This window comes from Pedobacter gandavensis (genome assembly GCF_014172405.1).
Lineage (GTDB): Bacteria > Bacteroidota > Bacteroidia > Sphingobacteriales > Sphingobacteriaceae > Pedobacter > Pedobacter gandavensis.
The window spans coordinates 341,236-358,201 of record NZ_WNXC01000003.1 but is presented as its reverse complement, the minus strand read 5'-3'; the positions used below and the strand labels follow the sequence as shown (position 1 = coordinate 358,201).

Here is a 16,966-nt window from a genome sequence, read left to right as displayed (position 1 = left end):
TATAAAATGTCAAGAGATTTAAAATTTACAAGAAATATTGGAATCGCGGCTCACATTGATGCGGGTAAAACCACAACAACTGAGCGTATCCTTTATTACGCCGGAGTAAATCACAAAATTGGTGAGGTACACGAAGGTGCATCTACGATGGACTGGATGATCCAAGAGGCAGAACGTGGAATTACGATCACGTCTGCAGCTACAACGGTATTCTGGCCTTACCGCGGTAATAAATACCAGGTAAACGTTATCGATACTCCAGGACACGTGGATTTTACCGTAGAGGTAAACCGTTCACTTCGTGTTTTAGACGGATTGGTATTCTTATTTTCAGCAGTTGATGGTGTTGAGCCTCAATCTGAAACTAACTGGCGTTTAGCTAACAACTATGCAGTTCCACGTATTGGTTTCGTTAACAAAATGGACCGTTCAGGAGCTGACTTCTTAAAAGTTGTGAAGCAAGTAAGAGAAATGTTGGGTAGCCATGCAGTTCCTTTACAATTACCTATCGGTGGTGAAGATAGCTTTAAAGGTGTAGTTGATTTAATCAACAACCGTGGTATCGTTTGGAATGAAGAAGATAAAGGTATGACCTTTACTGAAGTTCCAATTCCAGAAGATATGTTAGACGAAGTTGCGGAATGGAGAGAGAATTTATTAGAAGCTGTTGCTGATTATGATGAGTCCTTAATGGAGAAATTCTTCGAGGATCCAAACTCAATCACTGAGCGTGAAATTCTTGATGCATTGCGTAAAGCAACTCTAGATGCTAAAATCGTTCCTATGGTTTGTGGTTCATCTTTCAAAAACAAAGGTGTTCAAACTATGTTGGATTTGGTAATGGAATTGTTGCCTTCGCCAATGGATGTGGATGGTATCACTGGTACCAACCCAGAAACAGGTGAAGAAGTAACTCGTCAACCAGATGTTAATGAGCCGTTTGCAGCATTAGCGTTTAAAATTGCAACCGATCCTTTCGTAGGTCGTTTGTGCTTTATCCGTGTATACTCAGGTAACTTAGACGCTGGTTCATACGTTTACAACGCACGTTCTGAGAACAAAGAGCGTATCTCTCGTATCTTCCAAATGCACGCGAACAAGCAAAACCCAATTCCTAATGTAGGTGCTGGTGATATTGCTGCAGTAGTAGGCTTTAAAGATATCAAAACAGGTGATACACTTTGTGATGAGAAAAATCCAATTATTTTAGAATCTATGGATTTCCCAGAACCGGTTATCGGTTTAGCTATTGAGCCTAAAACTCAAGCTGACATTGATAAATTAGGTATTGGTTTATCTAAATTAGCTGAAGAAGATCCTACATTTAGAGTTCAGACTGATCAGGAAACTGGCCAAACTGTAATCTCTGGTATGGGTGAGCTTCACTTAGATATCTTGATTGACCGCTTAAGACGTGAGTTTAAAGTTGAGGTTAACCAAGGTGCGCCACAAGTTGCTTACAAAGAAGCAATTAATGGTTCGGTTCAACACCGTGAGACTTACAAAAAACAATCAGGTGGTCGTGGTAAATTCGCGGATATCCAAGTTGTTATTTCTCCAATCGATGCGGATTACGAAAAAGGTGGTTTACAATTTGTGAATGAAATCACAGGTGGTTCAATCCCTCGTGAGTTTATCCCTTCAGTTGAGAAAGGTTTCGCAGCATCTATGGCTAATGGAGTATTGGCTGGTTATCCACTACCAGACATGAAAGTTCGCTTAATTGATGGTTCATTCCACGCAGTCGATTCAGATGCTTTATCATTTGAACTTGCAGCTAAAATGGCTTACCGTGAAGCATTACCAAAATGTAATCCAGTATTGATGGAGCCAATCATGAAAATCGAAATCTTAACCCCTGAAGAAAACATGGGTGATGTTATCGGTGACATGAACCGTCGTCGTGGTCAACTTTTAGGTATGGACACGCGTAATGGTTCTCAGGTAATTAAAGCTACTGTGCCTCTTTCTGAGATGTTTGGTTATGTAACTCAGTTACGTACCATCACTTCTGGTCGTGCAACTTCAACAATGGAGTTTGATCACTACGCACCAGCACCAAGAAACGTACAGGATGAAGTAGTTGCTAAATCAAAAGGTAGAATCAAATCTGCAGAATAGTAATAAATCGGCAGCCGGTTATTAATAGCTCTAACCGGCAGCCTTAATACATATATAAGATGAGCCAAAGAATCAGAATTAAATTAAAATCTTACGATTACAACTTGGTAGATAAATCTGCTGAGAAAATCGTTAAGACTGTTAAACCTACGGGTGCAGTAGTTAGTGGACCAATTCCATTGCCTACAGAAAAGAAAATCTTCACTGTTTTGCGTTCTCCACACGTTAACAAAAAAGCACGTGAGCAGTTTCAATTGTGCGCTTACAAACGTTTGTTAGACATTTATAGCTCTAACTCTAAAACGGTTGACGCTTTAATGAAACTTGAACTACCTAGCGGTGTTGAAGTTGAAATCAAAGTTTAACTTTTTAGACGAATAGCAAAAAAGCCTTCCGAATTTATTTTCGGAAGGCTTTTTTGTTGAACTTCCTTTTTTAAGAAGGAACGTTGTATTTTTTAAGGCATTACTTCTTTCTAAGTTCGTCAAGCTTATTGCGTTCGTCTTGCAATTCTCTCGCTAATTTTTTCTCTTTATCATTCGCCTTGGTCTTGTAGTTTTGATATTCCTGAGCGATTTCTTCATATAATGAACTCCTGTATTTTGCTTCATGGATGAATTTAGCGGAGCGCAGGATGACAATAGCAAGTGCAGCAGCCAAGACCAGGATCAGACTCCATACGATGACATTGTATTTGCTTTTAGTAAAGGAGATGCCGAGAAAACTAATTTCATCCAACTTTGCATTGGAGCTAGCCAAAGCGTTCTCTGAGCCTGAAATCTGTGCCTTCAAGGTAGCAACAGCTTTTTCTTGTTCGGCAAGTTTGACCTTTATCGAGATCAGTTGTTTTCGGTTGTAGTTGATCGAGTCGGATACACTTTTCCAGAATGCGCCAAGCCTGGCTGGATTGATAAGCTTGTAACCATTAATGGTTTTAGATTTAGCTATCATGAGCTGGTACTGTCCCCTCAGACTAGGGTCAACTTTCGCACTGTCTGGAACTAATTGTGCCTGCGTATTTAAATTTAAGAAGAGCAACGCTATAATCGAGAATAACAGTTTTTTCATAAGGGATTTGTTTTAAGGAATACTATTGTTAGTTGGCTATGATCGTGTTTAGTTCTGTAGGTTTCACCAAAAATATAAAGCTTATTAAATGATGTTGAAGGGAAACCCTGTTTAATCTAACAATCATTTGTGAATTTTATTGTGTTCTATGTATAGATAGTATATTTGTAGCAATGTCGGTATTACTATTTACATTTATAGTTCTAGCAGGTGCTTTTTTAGCTGGATTGGTTGGTTCGCTGACTGGTCTAGGAGGTGGAGTGATTATTATTCCGCTATTGACACTGGCATTGGGTGTCGATATTCATTATGCGATTGGTGCTTCTATTGTATCTGTAATTGCAACTTCATCCGGCTCTGCAGCAGCTTATGTGAAAGAAGGAATCACCAATATCCGAATTGGCATGTTTCTCGAAGTGGCCACTACAGTGAGTGCGGTTATTGGTGCTGTGATCACCGTTTATCTGAATCCAGGTTTTATTGCGGTTGTTTTTGGGCTGATTCTTTTATTCTCTGCGGCAATGATGGTCATTAAGAAAGTAGATCGTTCGGATAACGATACTTCTGGGAAACTGGCAGTATTTCTTAAACTGAACGGAACCTATCCTACAGAAAACGGAGCTAAAAACTATGCAGTTCACCGGGTTGCAGGGGGCTTTGTAATGATGTTTTTTGCCGGGATCATTTCCGGTTTACTAGGTATTGGTTCCGGTGCTTTAAAAGTGATTGCGATGGACAATATCATGAGAATCCCGTTTAAGGTATCTACGACGACGAGTAATTTTATGATGGGAGTAACGGCTGCTGCCAGTGCCATAGTGTACTTACACCGGGGTCAGATTGATCCAGGAATAGCGATGCCAGTGACCATAGGTGTGCTGACCGGTGCAACGATCGGCTCAAAAATCCTGGTTCGTACTAAAACTGATAAATTAAAAGTAGTTTTTGCAGTTGTGGTCACTTTTCTTGCATTGCAAATGATTTATAACGGTTTATCCGGAAAGCTATGAGTTCAATACGAAAAAACTTCTTTGCGGATCGCGACATTCAGCTTATTTTAGGAACATTGCTTCGTGTTGGCGTAATTGCATCTATGTCTGTGGTGCTGGTGGGAGGCTTCCTTTATCTTTTATCTGATCATGCCATGCAAATAGATTATCGCGTTTTTAACCCAAACAAATCGGGATTATCTTCAATTCCAGCCATTTTTATCGGATTGCGAGAATTGGATCCTAAAGCGATTATCCAGTTTGGCACCTTATTGTTGATTTTTACGCCAGTAGCCAGGGTTGTTTTCTCGATCTTCAGCTTCCTGATTGAACGAGATTACTTGTATGTTTTGATCGGATCATTCGTTTTGTTAGTGATCTTGTATAGCCTGAGTGACAAGTTGGTTGGTTAAAAACTTAATAACTCAATCTATTCCCCCTTCCCCAAAAATAAATAGCGCTTATTTGAAAAAATAATTAGCTAACTATTTGAAAATTAAGATTTCTTTCGTATTTTTGCCCTCCCTTAAAGGGAATTGTATCCACCTTGAACGAAGCCCTACTGCTTCGATGGGTGTTAAATTAAAAAAAGAAAATGTCAGGTATTATTGGAAAAAAAGTAGGAATGACCAGCATATTCGACGCCGATGGAAAGAACATTCCATGTACGGTGATTGAAGCTGGACCTTGTGTTGTTACACAGGTAAAGACCGAAGAGAAAGACGGTTATGTTTCCGTTCAGTTAGGTTTCGACGAAGCCAAAGAAAAGAACACTACCAAGCCTCTTAAAGGCCACTTTGCGAAAGCAAGCACAACCCCAAAACGTAAATTGGTTGAATTTGAACCGTTCGAAGAATCGTTGAACTTAGGTGATACGGTAACTGTGAACATTTTCAATGAAGGTGATTTCGTGGATGTTGTTGGTACTTCAAAAGGTAAAGGTTTCCAGGGTGTTGTAAAACGTCATGGTTTCGCTGGTGTTGGTGGACAAACTCACGGACAGCATAACAGAATGCGTGCACCAGGTTCATTAGGTGCTGCGTCTTATCCAGCTCGTGTATTTAAAGGTATGCGTATGGCGGGTAGAATGGGTGGTGACAGAGTAAAAGTTCAAAACTTACAAGTTTTGAAAGTTTATGCTGATCAAAACCTTGTTGTAGTTAGTGGTTCCATTCCAGGAGCTAAGGGTTCTTACGTAATCTTAGATAAGTAAGCAGATGGAAGTTAAAGTATTAAACATTTCAGGAAAAGAGACAGGTGCCAAGGTGCAACTTCCTGAGTCAGTATTTGGCATTACGCCTGTTGACCACGCGATCTATTTAGATGTAAAACAGTATTTGGCTAATCAACGTCAAGGTACTCACAAGTCTAAGCAACGTAACGAAATTGCAGGTTCAACCCGCAAACTTTACAAACAAAAAGGTACTGGTGGTGCTCGTGCCGGAAGTATTAAATCTCCATTGTTTAATGGTGGTGGTCGTGTGTTTGGTCCTCAACCACGTGATTATAGTTTCAAATTGAACAAAAAGTTAAAGCAACTTGCTCGTAGATCAGCATTGACTTACAAAGCGCAAGATAACAACGTTGTTGTTTTAGAAGACTTTGCTTTTGATTCAATCAAAACTAAAAACTACTTGAATTTAGTTAGCGCATTAAACTTAGCTGGCGAAAAGACATTGTTGGTTTTACCTTCACAAAATAACAATATCTATTTATCAAGCAGAAACATTCAGAAAGCGAAAGTTATTACTGCAGATCAGTTGAATACATATGATGTATTAAACTGTGGCAAGCTTTTGTTAACTGCTGATTCTCTTAAAACATTGGAGGAGGCATTTGCCAAGTAATATGGAATTTTTAAAGAAACCAATATTAACAGAAAAAGCTTCTGCATTAACAGAAAAGTCTAATCGCTTTACTTTTAAAGTAGAACACAAAGCAAATAAATTGCAGATTAAGCAAGCCATAGAGAAAATGTACAACGTTAACATTTTAGCCATTAATACAATGGTTGTAAATGGTAAAGTGAAGTCCAGAAACACTAAAGGTGGATTAGTTACGGGTCGTAGCCCAAAATACAAAAAAGCGATTGTAACCCTGGCAGCAGGTGAAACAATTGATTATTACGCGAATATTTAATAAAGTGAATAATTTATAACTATGGGCTTAAGAAAATTTAAACCAGTCACTCCGGGAACCCGCTTTAGAGTAGGTGCCAGCTTTTCGGAGATTACAGCAACCAAGCCCGAAAAATCATTGGTTGTATCTTCTAAGAAATCAGGAGGACGTAACAATACAGGAAAGATGACTATGCGCTACATGGGTGGTGGTCACAAGAAATCTTACCGTTTAATTGACTTTAAACGTGATAAGTTTAACATTCCTGCAACAGTAGCTACTGTTGAGTACGATCCAAACCGTACCGCTCGTATTGCATTATTGCATTACGCAGATGGAGAGAAGCGTTACATTATTGCACCGGAAGGATTGCAAGTAGGACAAACAGTAGTTTCGGGTGATACAGCAACTCCAGAAGTTGGAAATGCTTTAACATTATCAAACATCCCATTGGGATCGATTGTACATAACATTGAAATTCAACCAGGTCGTGGTGCTCAAATGGCACGTAGCGCAGGTGCTTATGCTCAATTAGCAGCACGTGATGGTAAATATGCAACTGTTAAAATGCCATCAGGTGAAGTAAGATCTATCTTAGTTACTTGTTTAGCTACAATCGGAGCTGTTTCGAACTCGGATCACGCAAATGAAGTATTAGGTAAAGCAGGTCGTAAACGTTGGTTAGGACGTCGTCCTAGAACTCGTCCGGTAGCGATGAACCCAGTCGATCACCCAATGGGTGGTGGTGAGGGTCGCTCATCAGGAGGTCAACCTCGCTCAAGAAACGGATTGTATTCGAAAGGATTCAAAACTCGTTCACTTAAAAAATACTCAAATCGTTTCATCATAGAGAAAAGGAAGAAATAATGGCTCGTTCGATAAAAAAAGGACCGTATATTGACCATAACGTAGAGAAGAAAGTAGTATCTATGAATGAATCAGGTAAAAGGTCTGTAATTAAAACTTGGTCTCGCAGATCAATGATTTCACCAGATTTCGTGAATCATACATTTGCAGTTCATAACGGAAATAAATTTATTCCGGTATACGTAACAGAAAACATGGTTGGTCACAAGCTGGGAGAGTTTGCTCCAACCAGAACATTTAGGGGTCACTCTGAAAAGAAAAAATAATTAAGAGATGGAAGCAGTAGCGAAATTAAACAATTGTCCAACCTCACCACGTAAAATGCGTTTGGTTGTAGATCTTATCAGAGGTGAGCGTGTAGAGAAAGCTTTAAGCATTTTAAAGTTTACCAATAAAGAAGCAGCAATCAGAGTTGAAAAACTTTTATTGTCAGCTATCAAAAACTGGGAAACTAAAAATGAAGGTTCTCGCCCTGAAGAAAACCAGTTATACGTGAAAACGATAATGGTAGGCGGTGGTCGTCAATTAAAAAGACTTAGACCAGCACCTCAAGGACGTGGTTACAGAATCCGTAAGCGTTCTAACCATGTAACTTTGGTAGTAGATAGTAAAAACGTTGAAACTCAAACTAATTAACAGAAATGGGACAAAAAGCACATCCAATAGGAAACAGGTTAGGAATCATCAAAGGTTGGGATTCTAACTGGTTCGGTGGCAACAACTATGCTGATAAATTAGTTGAGGACGAAAAAATAAGAAAATACCTTTCTGTACGTATCGCAAAAGGCGGTGTAGCGAAAGTAGTAATCGAGCGTACGTTAAAGCGTATCACGGTAACTATCCACACTGCACGTCCGGGTATTGTGATCGGAAAAGCAGGAGCTGAGGTTGACAAGATCAAAGAAGAGTTGAAGAAATTGACTAAAAAGGAAATTCAAATCAACATTTTTGAGATCAAACGTCCTGAGCTTGATGCACAACTAGTTGCAGAAGGTGTTGCAAAACAATTAGAAGCAAGGATCTCATTCCGTAGAGCAATGAAATCTACTATTGCATCAACGATGCGTATGGGTGCTGAAGGTATCAAAATTATGACCTCTGGTCGTTTAGGTGGTGCTGAAATGGCTCGTAGCGAACAGTATAAAGAAGGAAGAATTCCTTTGCATACTTTCCGTGCTGACATTGACTATGCATTAGCAGAAGCTTTAACTACTTATGGTAAAATAGGTGTTAAAGTTTGGATCTGTAAAGGTGAAGTTTACGGTAAACGTGATCTTTCTCCAAACATCGGTTCTGTGAGCAATGCTCCAGGTAAAGGTGGCAGACCAGAAGGTGCTTTCGGTGGTGGAAGAGACAGAGATAACCGTGGCGGTGGCGACAGAAGAAACGACAATAAAGGTCGTGGCGGAAGAGGTCCAGGTCAAGGTGCTCCAGGTGCAGGAAGAGATAATAGAGGCGGAAATACTCCTAACAGAGGTCCTCGTAAATAATTAGTTAACAGATCGTTTAACGATAATATTAGAATAAGATGTTACAGCCAAAAAGAACGAAGTTCAGAAAGATGCAAAAAGGCAGAATGAAGGGTTTAGCAACACGTGGTGCTGAATTATCATTCGGGTCTTTCGGGATCAAATCTTTAGAGTCGACTTGGATTACAAGTCGCCAGATAGAGGCAGCCCGTATTGCGGTAACTCGTTTCATGAAACGTGAAGGCCAGGTGTGGATTAGAATTTTCCCGGACAAACCGGTAACTAAGAAACCAGCTGAAGTTCGTATGGGTAAAGGTAAGGGTGCTCCAGAATACTGGGTTGCCGTTGTTAGACCTGGACGTATTATTTTTGAAGCCGAAGGTGTTCCTCTAGCGATAGCTAAAGAAGCAATGAGATTAGCGGCTCAAAAATTGCCGATTCAAACAAAATTTGTAGTACGTAGAGATTACGTAGAAGCATAAAAAAAGTTCTTGGGTTCAATGTTGTAAGTAACTTGTTATTACAACCGCTAGACCCAAGGCATTAAAATTAATAAAATGAAGAACTCAGAAATCACAGGGCTTTCAAAAGAAGAACTAGTAGCCAGGATTGCAGAAGAAACTGAAAATTTAGTAAAGTTGAAATTTGCACATACAATTTCGGCTATCGAAAATCCTACCCGTATTAAAAAGGTAAGAAAAGATATCGCCCGATTAAACACTGAAGTGACGAAGCGCAAATTAGCTGAGTCTGCTACTGAAACAAAATAACTTTAGAGTCGAAATGGAAAGACAATTAAGAAAAACAAGAACCGGGTTGGTAGTAAGCAACAAAATGGATAAATCTATTGTTGTAGCGGTTGAACGTAAAGTGAAACACCCGATCTATGGTAAGTTTGTTAAAAAAACTACCAAATTTATGGCTCATGACGAGAAAAACGATTGCGGTATTGGTGATACAGTACTGATCATGGAGACTCGTCCGCTGAGTAAGAACAAGAACTGGAGATTAGTGGAAATTTTAGAAAGAGCTAAATAACATGGTACAACAGGAATCAAGATTAAACGTAGCCGACAATAGCGGCGCTAAAGAAGTATTGGTTATCCGTGTGCTTGGTGGTACTGGAAAGAGATACGCTTCTATTGGTGACAAAATCGTTGTAACCGTTAAAAGCGCGTTGCCTTCTGGTAACATCAAGAAAGGAACAGTTTCTAAAGCAGTAGTTGTAAGAACGAGAAAAGAGATCAGACGTAAAGATGGTTCTTACATCCGTTTCGACGACAATGCAGCAGTATTATTAAATGCACAAGATGAGCCGCGTGGTACACGTATTTTCGGCCCGGTAGCAAGAGAACTGCGTGAAAAACAATTCATGAAAATTGTGTCATTAGCACCGGAGGTATTATAAAATGAAAAATAAAGTAACTACACCAAAGATTAAAATCCGTAAAGGAGATTTAGTAAAGGTAATCGCTGGCGATTCAAGAGGCCAACAAGGCACTGTGCTTTCTGTATTAATTTCTAAAAGCAGAATTCTTGTAGAAGGTGTGAACCTTGTATCAAAACATACAAAACCAAATGCTGCTAATCCAAACGGAGGTATCATTAAAAAAGAGGCTGCTCTTCATATTTCTAACGTAGCATTAGTTGATCCTAAAACAGGTGCAACTACTCGCGTTGGCAGAAAGCTTAATGCTGATGGGAAATTAGTTAGGGTTAGTAAAAAATCAGGAGAGGAGATCAAATAATGACTTACGTACCAAGATTAAAAAGTAAATATAAAGAGGAAATCGTAGCTGCACTTAAAGATAAGTTCAACTATAAAAGCGTAATGCAAGTTCCTAAGTTAGAGAAAATCGCGATCAACCAAGGTGTTGGACGTTTCTCTGTAACTGACAAGAAGATTATGGACAGCTCTATTTTAGAGATGACTACTATCGCTGGTCAGCAAGCAGTAGGCGCTAAGTCTAAAAAAGATATCTCAAACTTTAAATTACGTAAAGGTATGCCAGTTGGTGTGCGTGTTACTTTACGTGATAACAACATGTATGAGTTTTTAGATCGTTTAATTTCTGTAGCTTTACCTCGTATCCGTGATTTCAAAGGTATCAATGATAAAGGTTTTGATGGAAAAGGTAACTACACATTAGGAGTTACTGAGCAAATCATCTTCCCAGAGATCAACATCGACAAAATCAGCAAGATTTTAGGTATGGATATTACATTTGTTACTAGTGCTACTACTGATGTTGAAGCATTAGAACTTTTAAAACAATTCGGATTACCATTTAAAAACCAAAATAACACAAATTCATAATGGCAAAAGAAGGTGTAAAAGCTCGCGAAATTAAGCGCCAAAAATTGGTAGCTAAGTATGCTGACAAACGTGCAGAACTTAAAGCTGCTGGTGATTATGAAGGATTAGATAAGTTACCAAAAAACTCATCTGCAGTACGTTTACACAACCGTTGTAAATTAACTGGACGTCCTCGTGGTTACATGCGTACTTTCGGTATATCAAGGGTATTGTTCCGTGATATGGCATTAGCAGGTAAAATCCCTGGAGTAAGAAAAGCAAGCTGGTAAAACAGCTTTCTTTATGCTAAGGGCTCAGTCCCAAGGCTAGAAACAAAAAAATTAACCGATGGAAGGTCGTCCCGAATGAAATAGGAAGGAAACCACCGTCACAATTAAATAAAAATGAATACAGATCCAATAGCAGATTACCTTACAAGAGTAAGAAATGCCATCAAGGCAAATCACAGAATTGTAGAAATTCCTGCATCAAACCTTAAAAAAGAAATTACTAAAGTTCTTTTTGACAAAGGTTACATTGCTAATTACAAGTTTGAGGACACTACGGTTCAAGGAACGATTAAAATCGCTTTGAAATACAATGCGATCACTAAAATTCCTGCAATCCGTACATTAACCCGTATCAGCAAACCAGGTTTAAGGCAATATGCCGGCGTAGAAAATATGCCAAGAGTATTAAACGGTTTAGGTATCGCAATCTTGTCTACATCTAAAGGTGTTATGACAGATAAAGAAGCAGCCAAACTGAACATTGGTGGCGAAGTTTTGTGTCACGTTTATTAATTAAAGGAGGATAACAAAATGTCAAGAATAGGAAAAGCCCCAATTAATGTACCTTCAGGTGTAACAATTACTGTATCTAACGATAACGTAGTAACTGTTAAAGGACCAAAAGGAGAATTGACTCAAGCAGTTGATTCTGATATCACTGTAAATCAGGAAGACGGCGTAGTTACTGTAACTCGTCCTTCAGAGCAGAAAAGACACAAAGCATTACACGGTTTATACCGTTCATTGCTAAACAATATGGTTGTTGGTGTTACAGAAGGATATAAGATCTCTCAAGAATTAGTAGGTGTTGGTTACCGTGCTACAAACACAGGCAACACTTTAGACTTAGTTTTGGGTTACTCTCACCACTATGTATTCCAATTACCGGAAGAAATTAAGGTAACAACAACCTCAGAAAAAGGTCAGACTCCTAAAATCATTTTAGAAAGTATTGACAAACAATTGATCGGTCAGGTAGCAGCAAAAATCCGCTCGTTACGTACTCCTGAGCCATACAAAGGTAAAGGTATCAAGTTTGTAGGTGAAGTGTTAAGAAGAAAAGCAGGTAAATCAGCTTCTAAAAAATAATCAAAATGGCAGGAAAAAAATTATCTCGTAGAGATCGTATAAAAAAAGGAATCAGAAAAAGATTAACAGGTTCTGAAAGCCGTCCACGTCTATCGGTATATAGAAGCAATAAAGGAATTTATGCTCAAATCATTAACGACGTAACCGGTAATACAATTGTATCAGCTTCGTCTTTATCAAAAGACTTTTCTGGAACTGGAAACAAATCTGAACAATCAGTAGCTGTAGGTAAATTAGTAGCTGAAAAAGCTATTGCAGCTGGGATTAAAGAAGTAGTTTTCGACAGAAATGGTTATTTGTACCATGGACGTGTTAAATCGTTGGCAGAAGGTGCTCGCGAAGCTGGTTTAGTATTTTAATCTGAAAATAGGATAAGAATGTCAACTATCAATATAAAAAGAGTTAAGACTAGCGAGATCGAATTAAAAGATCGTTTAGTTAGCATACAACGTGTTGCCAAAGTAACCAAAGGTGGACGTACTTTCAGCTTCTCAGCCATTGTGGTTGTTGGAGATGAAAACGGAATCGTAGGTTACGGATTAGGTAAAGCAAAAGAGGTAACTGAAGCAATCGCTAAAGGTATCGATGACGCTAAAAAGAACTTGGTAAAAGTTCCTCTATTAAACGGTACTGTTCCTCATGAGCAAATCGGTAAATTCTCTGGTGGTTTTGTATTAATCAAACCAGCTGCAGTAGGTACAGGTGTTATTGCTGGTGGTGCAATGCGTGCAGTTCTAGAGAGTGCTGGTGTACACAACGTATTAGCAAAGTCTAAAGGTTCATCAAATCCTCACAACGTGGTAAAAGCAACAGTAGATGCTTTAACTAAGATGCGTGATGCTTATACCATCGCTCAACAACGTGGTATTGATTTAAATAAAGTTTTTAACGGATAATATTATGGCTAAGATCAAAATAACCCAGGTAAAAAGCATTATCGATAGAAGCGAACGCCAAAAAAGAACGATGAAAGCATTAGGTTTAACTAAAATGAACCAAAGTGTAGAAGTGGAAGCTAACGCTGCCATCATCGGTATGGTGAGAAAAGTGAATCACTTAGTTGCTATAGAGAGTATATAAATTTTTAAAGGTTGTAAATGTGGTTTATATAATTACATTTGCAACCTTTAAATATGTTTAACCGTTGCCCTGATTAGTGAAAGCGAAGGGCAACATAAGTTTCAAAAAATGAACTTAAGTAATCTGAAACCTGCAAAAGGTTCTACAAAAAATGTAAAAAGAATTGGTCGTGGTACTGGTTCTGGACGTGGCGGAACATCAACACGTGGTCACAAAGGTGCTGGATCTCGCTCTGGTCACAAAACCAAAATTGGTTTTGAAGGTGGTCAGATGCCATTACAACGTCGCGTACCAAAGGTTGGTTTCAAACCAATTAACCGCGTAGAATACGTAAGTGTAAACTTAGACGTATTACAAGAACTAGCTGAGAAATTTAACTTAACTACAATTGATTTTGCTACATTGCAAGACCATGGTTTAGCTCACAAAAATGACCTGGTAAAAATCCTTGCTCGTGGTGAAGTTAAAGCGAAGTTAGAAGTTAAAGCACACGCCTTTTCTGCTACCGCACAACAAGCTATTGAGGCTGTTGGAGGCTCAATCGAAAAATTGTAATTAATTGTAATTAATGAAGAAGCTGTTTACTACTTTAAGTAATATTTGGAAAATTCAAGAATTGAAAGAGCGTATTGTATTTACGCTCATGATTCTTTTGGTTTATAGATTTGTATCTCATGTGGTGCTACCAGGTGTTGACGCAACTCTTTTAGGCAATAATGAAAAGTCTGGTCTTTTAGGTCTCTTGGATATGTTTGCCGGAGGTTCGTTTTCACGGGTATCTATCCTTGCCTTGGGTGTTATGCCTTATATTTCTGCCTCAATTGTAGTTCAGCTATTAGGTATTGCTGTTCCTTCATTCCAGAAAATGCAAAAGGAGGGTGAAAGTGGCAGGAAGAAACTAAATCAGATTACGCGTTATCTAACCGTAGCCATTACCGCTGTTCAAGCTGTTGGTTATGTTAAAACACAAGTTCCTACAGAAGCAATTGTTATTGATCATGCTTTATTTTATGTGATGGCAACATTCGTGTTGGCAGCAGGTACTTTATTCGTGATGTGGTTGGGTGAGAAAATCACCGATAAAGGTATTGGAAATGGTATTTCACTAATCATTATGGTTGGTATTATTGCCAGATTACCAATCGCTTTATACCAGGAGATTACTTCTAGGTTCGTTGGGGAAGGTGGCTTAATCGCCCTTGTTCTTGAGATTGTGGCCTTATTTGCAGTAGTGATGTTTACCATCATGATTGTTCAAGGTGTACGTAAAGTACCAGTTCAATATGCAAAAAGGATTGTTGGTAACAGACAATTTGGTGGGGTAAGACAGTACATTCCTTTAAAAGTGAATGCTGCCGGTGTTATGCCGATTATCTTTGCTCAGGCATTGATGTTTATCCCTGGATTCATTCCTCAGTTCTTTCCTTCTTTACAGAACACCTGGTTGATTCAGTTCAGTGACTATACTTCATTAGCGTATAGCTTAACTTTTGGATTTTTAATTATTGCATTTACATTCTTTTATACTGCAATTACCGTTAACCCTACACAAATGTCGGACGACATGAAGAAGAACGGTGGATTTATTCCTGGTATCAAACCAGGTTTGGCTACCTCAAGCTTCATAGATGATGTAATTTCGAAGATCACCTTCCCAGGTGCAGTTTTCCTTGCCATCATCGCAGTACTTCCTTCAGTAGCCGTTAAATTCGGTATCAAGTCAGAATTTGCCCATTTCTATGGTGGAACTTCTTTGTTGATCCTGGTAGGTGTAGTATTAGATACTTTGCAACAAATTGAAAGTTATTTGTTAATGCGTCATTATGATGGTTTAATGAAAACAGGTAGAGTTACCGGTCGCACAGGAATTCCTGCTGCAACAACTGGTAGCAACGCAGTGATCTAAAATATAGTATGTCTAAGATCTATTACAAATCTCCTGAGGAGATCGAGTTAATAAGAGAGAGTTCTTTACTCGTATCTAAAACTTTGGCTGAAGTAGCTAAAGTGATTGGTCCGGGCATCACTACAAAAAAATTGAATGACCTGGCTGAAACGTTTATTAAAGACCACGGAGCAATCCCGGCTTTTTTAAACTATAACGGCTTCCCGTATTCACTATGTATTTCGCCAAATGAGCAAGTTGTTCATGGCTTTCCAGGTGAATATGTGATACAGGAGGGGGACTTGATCTCCGTCGACTGTGGGGTCATTCTAAATAAATACTTTGGTGACTCGGCTTATACTTTTTCTATTGGAGAAGTAGACGCAGAGAAACAGAAGTTAGTAGAGGTGACTAAAGAGTGTTTAAGACTTGCCATAGAGAAGGCTGTCGTAGGATCAAGGATCGGAGATGTAGGCTATGCTGTACAGGCGCATGCGGAGGCGAATGGATTTGGTGTAGTGAAGGAATTAGTAGGTCACGGAGTTGGCGTTCAATTACACGAAAAACCTGAAGTACCAAATTATGGTAAGCGGGGAAGTGGAATTAAACTGGAAGAGGGAATGGTGATCGCTATAGAGCCTATGATCAATGCAGGTACAGCGGGTGTTAAGTTCTGGTCGGACGGCTGGACAGTAACCAGTAAGGACAATAGGCCATCAGCTCATTTTGAGCATACGGTGGCAGTTAAAAAGGGTAATGCAGATGTTTTATCAACTTTTTCAGTTATTGAGGAAGTTTTAAATAAAAAAAGGTAATTTATTAAATTTTTTTATTTAATTTTGCAACCCTGTTTAGTAGCAGCTAATTAAGTAAATATCAATATTATATGGCTAAACAAGCCTCAATTGAACAAGACGGTGTAATAAGAGAAGCACTATCCAATGCCATGTTCCGAGTGGAACTAGAGAATGGTCATGAGATAATAGCTCATATTTCGGGTAAAATGAGGATGCACTACATCAAGATTTTACCTGGAGACAAAGTCAAATTAGAGATGTCGCCTTACGATTTATCAAAAGGCAGGATTACTTATAGATATAAATAAAATGAAAGTTAGGTCATCAATTAAAAAACGTAGCGCTGATTGCAAGATTATTCGTCGTAAAGGTAAACTTTTCGTGATTAACAAGAAAAATCCAAAATATAAGCAACGTCAAGGTTAAGAAATTATTGATTGTGATGAAGATTGAATGTACAGGATACTCAATCTCGTTCATTCAGTTAATCAAACATTTAGTACAAATATGGCAAGGATATCAGGTATTGATTTACCAAGAAACAAAAGAGGCGAAATTGGTCTAACGTACATCTTCGGAGTAGGTAGATCAACTGCTCAACGTATTTTAACGGAAGCAGGTATCGATTTTAACAAGAAAGTACAGGATTGGTCTGACGATGAGTTATCGGCTATCCGTACCATCATCAACGACGGCGTAAAAGTAGAAGGTGCTTTACGTTCAGAAGTTCAGTTGAACATTAAACGTTTAATGGATATCGGTTGTTACCGTGGATTACGTCACAGAAAAGGTTTGCCGGTACGTGGACAACGTACTAAGAACAACTCTCGTACACGTAAAGGCAAGAGAAAAACAGTTGCTAACAAGAAAAAAGCTACTAAATAAAATTAGTACTGA

Annotated in this window: 30 protein-coding genes; 29 read left to right on the top strand and 1 reads right to left on the bottom strand. The window is 38.8% G+C overall.

Translation table 11 applies throughout. From position 1 onward, the window contains the following. Window positions 1–6: 6 nt before the first annotated feature. Window positions 7–2,121: an elongation factor G gene (gene fusA / locus GM920_RS11800; RefSeq protein WP_182957320.1), complete on the top strand. Its 2,115-nt coding sequence runs from the start codon at window positions 7–9 to the stop codon at window positions 2,119–2,121. A 59-nt stretch (window positions 2,122–2,180) separates the two neighbouring features. Then, entirely contained in the window at window positions 2,181–2,486 is a 306-nt protein-coding gene (gene rpsJ, locus GM920_RS11795) for a 30S ribosomal protein S10 (protein ID WP_008244591.1), read from the top strand. Between the two features lie 100 nt (window positions 2,487–2,586). On the opposite strand, the gene GM920_RS11790 is transcribed toward rpsJ, so the two are convergent. Next, window positions 2,587–3,189 carry a hypothetical protein gene (locus GM920_RS11790; RefSeq protein ID WP_182957318.1) on the bottom strand — a complete coding sequence of 201 codons (603 nt, stop codon included), beginning with the start codon at window positions 3,187–3,189 and terminating at the stop codon, window positions 2,587–2,589. A 173-nt stretch (window positions 3,190–3,362) separates the two neighbouring features. Between GM920_RS11790 and GM920_RS11785 the strand changes: the two genes are divergently transcribed. From GM920_RS11785 to rpsM, 27 genes are all read left to right on the top strand, one after another. Then, complete coding sequence (locus GM920_RS11785) at window positions 3,363–4,199, top strand: sulfite exporter TauE/SafE family protein (RefSeq protein WP_182957316.1); 837 nt, start codon at window positions 3,363–3,365, stop codon at window positions 4,197–4,199. Further along, on the top strand, window positions 4,196–4,591 hold the full coding sequence (locus GM920_RS11780) for a DUF1634 domain-containing protein (protein WP_182957313.1): 396 nt from the start codon (window positions 4,196–4,198) through the stop codon (window positions 4,589–4,591). Before GM920_RS11785 ends, GM920_RS11780 begins: the two co-directional genes overlap by 4 nt. Window positions 4,592–4,773: 182 nt before the next feature. Beyond that, a complete protein-coding gene (gene rplC / locus GM920_RS11775) occupies window positions 4,774–5,391 on the top strand; it encodes a 50S ribosomal protein L3 (RefSeq protein ID WP_182957310.1) in 618 nt (205 codons plus the stop codon). Window positions 5,392–5,395: 4 nt separating this feature from the next. Beyond that, window positions 5,396–6,025: a 50S ribosomal protein L4 gene (gene rplD, locus GM920_RS11770; RefSeq protein ID WP_182957309.1), complete on the top strand. Its 630-nt coding sequence runs from the start codon at window positions 5,396–5,398 to the stop codon at window positions 6,023–6,025. A gap of 1 nt (window position 6,026) precedes the next feature. Further along, a complete protein-coding gene (gene rplW, locus GM920_RS11765) occupies window positions 6,027–6,317 on the top strand; it encodes a 50S ribosomal protein L23 (protein WP_062550438.1) in 291 nt (96 codons plus the stop codon). Between the two features lie 21 nt (window positions 6,318–6,338). Beyond that, window positions 6,339–7,163, top strand: a complete 825-nt coding sequence (gene rplB / locus GM920_RS11760; protein WP_182957306.1) for a 50S ribosomal protein L2 — start codon at window positions 6,339–6,341, stop codon at window positions 7,161–7,163. Continuing rightward, entirely contained in the window at window positions 7,163–7,429 is a 267-nt protein-coding gene (rpsS, locus tag GM920_RS11755) for a 30S ribosomal protein S19 (protein ID WP_182957304.1), read from the top strand. The genes rplB and rpsS overlap by 1 nt, the downstream gene beginning before the upstream one ends. A 7-nt stretch (window positions 7,430–7,436) precedes the next feature. Then, complete coding sequence (gene rplV, locus GM920_RS11750; RefSeq protein WP_062550435.1) at window positions 7,437–7,799, top strand: 50S ribosomal protein L22; 363 nt, start codon at window positions 7,437–7,439, stop codon at window positions 7,797–7,799. Window positions 7,800–7,804: 5 nt separating this feature from the next. Continuing rightward, window positions 7,805–8,653 (top strand): 30S ribosomal protein S3, encoded by an 849-nt coding sequence (rpsC, locus tag GM920_RS11745; RefSeq protein ID WP_062550434.1) that lies wholly within the window; start codon window positions 7,805–7,807, stop codon window positions 8,651–8,653. A 38-nt stretch (window positions 8,654–8,691) separates the two neighbouring features. Continuing rightward, complete coding sequence (rplP, locus tag GM920_RS11740; RefSeq protein WP_062550433.1) at window positions 8,692–9,114, top strand: 50S ribosomal protein L16; 423 nt, start codon at window positions 8,692–8,694, stop codon at window positions 9,112–9,114. Window positions 9,115–9,189: 75 nt separating this feature from the next. Beyond that, window positions 9,190–9,402 (top strand): 50S ribosomal protein L29, encoded by a 213-nt coding sequence (gene rpmC, locus GM920_RS11735; protein ID WP_182957301.1) that lies wholly within the window; start codon window positions 9,190–9,192, stop codon window positions 9,400–9,402. Window positions 9,403–9,415: 13 nt separating this feature from the next. After that, a complete protein-coding gene (gene rpsQ / locus GM920_RS11730) occupies window positions 9,416–9,670 on the top strand; it encodes a 30S ribosomal protein S17 (protein ID WP_048907439.1) in 255 nt (84 codons plus the stop codon). A gap of 1 nt (window position 9,671) precedes the next feature. Further along, entirely contained in the window at window positions 9,672–10,040 is a 369-nt protein-coding gene (gene rplN / locus GM920_RS11725) for a 50S ribosomal protein L14 (protein ID WP_062550431.1), read from the top strand. A 1-nt stretch (window position 10,041) separates the two neighbouring features. After that, complete coding sequence (rplX, locus tag GM920_RS11720; RefSeq protein ID WP_202986093.1) at window positions 10,042–10,380, top strand: 50S ribosomal protein L24; 339 nt, start codon at window positions 10,042–10,044, stop codon at window positions 10,378–10,380. Next, on the top strand, window positions 10,380–10,949 hold the full coding sequence (rplE, locus tag GM920_RS11715) for a 50S ribosomal protein L5 (protein ID WP_182957299.1): 570 nt from the start codon (window positions 10,380–10,382) through the stop codon (window positions 10,947–10,949). Before rplX ends, rplE begins: the two co-directional genes overlap by 1 nt. Beyond that, window positions 10,949–11,218, top strand: a complete 270-nt coding sequence (gene rpsN, locus GM920_RS11710; RefSeq protein WP_055130472.1) for a 30S ribosomal protein S14 — start codon at window positions 10,949–10,951, stop codon at window positions 11,216–11,218. Before rplE ends, rpsN begins: the two co-directional genes overlap by 1 nt. Window positions 11,219–11,332: 114 nt before the next feature. Beyond that, window positions 11,333–11,731: a 30S ribosomal protein S8 gene (gene rpsH / locus GM920_RS11705; RefSeq protein ID WP_062550428.1), complete on the top strand. Its 399-nt coding sequence runs from the start codon at window positions 11,333–11,335 to the stop codon at window positions 11,729–11,731. A gap of 18 nt (window positions 11,732–11,749) precedes the next feature. After that, window positions 11,750–12,307 carry a 50S ribosomal protein L6 gene (rplF, locus tag GM920_RS11700; protein WP_182957297.1) on the top strand — a complete coding sequence of 186 codons (558 nt, stop codon included), beginning with the start codon at window positions 11,750–11,752 and terminating at the stop codon, window positions 12,305–12,307. Between the two features lie 5 nt (window positions 12,308–12,312). Next, a complete protein-coding gene (gene rplR / locus GM920_RS11695; RefSeq protein WP_062550426.1) occupies window positions 12,313–12,666 on the top strand; it encodes a 50S ribosomal protein L18 in 354 nt (117 codons plus the stop codon). An 18-nt stretch (window positions 12,667–12,684) separates the two neighbouring features. Next, window positions 12,685–13,203, top strand: a complete 519-nt coding sequence (gene rpsE / locus GM920_RS11690; protein ID WP_062550425.1) for a 30S ribosomal protein S5 — start codon at window positions 12,685–12,687, stop codon at window positions 13,201–13,203. Window positions 13,204–13,207: 4 nt separating this feature from the next. Continuing rightward, on the top strand, window positions 13,208–13,387 hold the full coding sequence (gene rpmD, locus GM920_RS11685) for a 50S ribosomal protein L30 (protein WP_062550424.1): 180 nt from the start codon (window positions 13,208–13,210) through the stop codon (window positions 13,385–13,387). 108 nt (window positions 13,388–13,495) lie between these two features. Continuing rightward, the gene (gene rplO / locus GM920_RS11680; RefSeq protein ID WP_182957294.1) at window positions 13,496–13,942 is read left to right on the top strand and encodes a 50S ribosomal protein L15; all 447 of its coding nucleotides are present in this window, start codon (window positions 13,496–13,498) and stop codon (window positions 13,940–13,942) included. Between the two features lie 13 nt (window positions 13,943–13,955). Next, a complete protein-coding gene (gene secY, locus GM920_RS11675) occupies window positions 13,956–15,293 on the top strand; it encodes a preprotein translocase subunit SecY (RefSeq protein ID WP_182957291.1) in 1,338 nt (445 codons plus the stop codon). Window positions 15,294–15,301: 8 nt separating this feature from the next. Next, on the top strand, window positions 15,302–16,087 hold the full coding sequence (gene map / locus GM920_RS11670; RefSeq protein ID WP_182957289.1) for a type I methionyl aminopeptidase: 786 nt from the start codon (window positions 15,302–15,304) through the stop codon (window positions 16,085–16,087). 71 nt (window positions 16,088–16,158) lie between these two features. Next, window positions 16,159–16,377, top strand: coding sequence for a translation initiation factor IF-1 (gene infA, locus GM920_RS11665; RefSeq protein ID WP_008244555.1), 219 nt, complete (start codon window positions 16,159–16,161; stop codon window positions 16,375–16,377). A 1-nt stretch (window position 16,378) separates the two neighbouring features. Next, the gene (rpmJ, locus tag GM920_RS11660; protein ID WP_073232286.1) at window positions 16,379–16,495 is read left to right on the top strand and encodes a 50S ribosomal protein L36; all 117 of its coding nucleotides are present in this window, start codon (window positions 16,379–16,381) and stop codon (window positions 16,493–16,495) included. An 81-nt stretch (window positions 16,496–16,576) separates the two neighbouring features. Next, a complete protein-coding gene (rpsM, locus tag GM920_RS11655; protein ID WP_062550421.1) occupies window positions 16,577–16,954 on the top strand; it encodes a 30S ribosomal protein S13 in 378 nt (125 codons plus the stop codon). The last annotated feature ends 12 nt before the right edge of the window (window positions 16,955–16,966 follow it).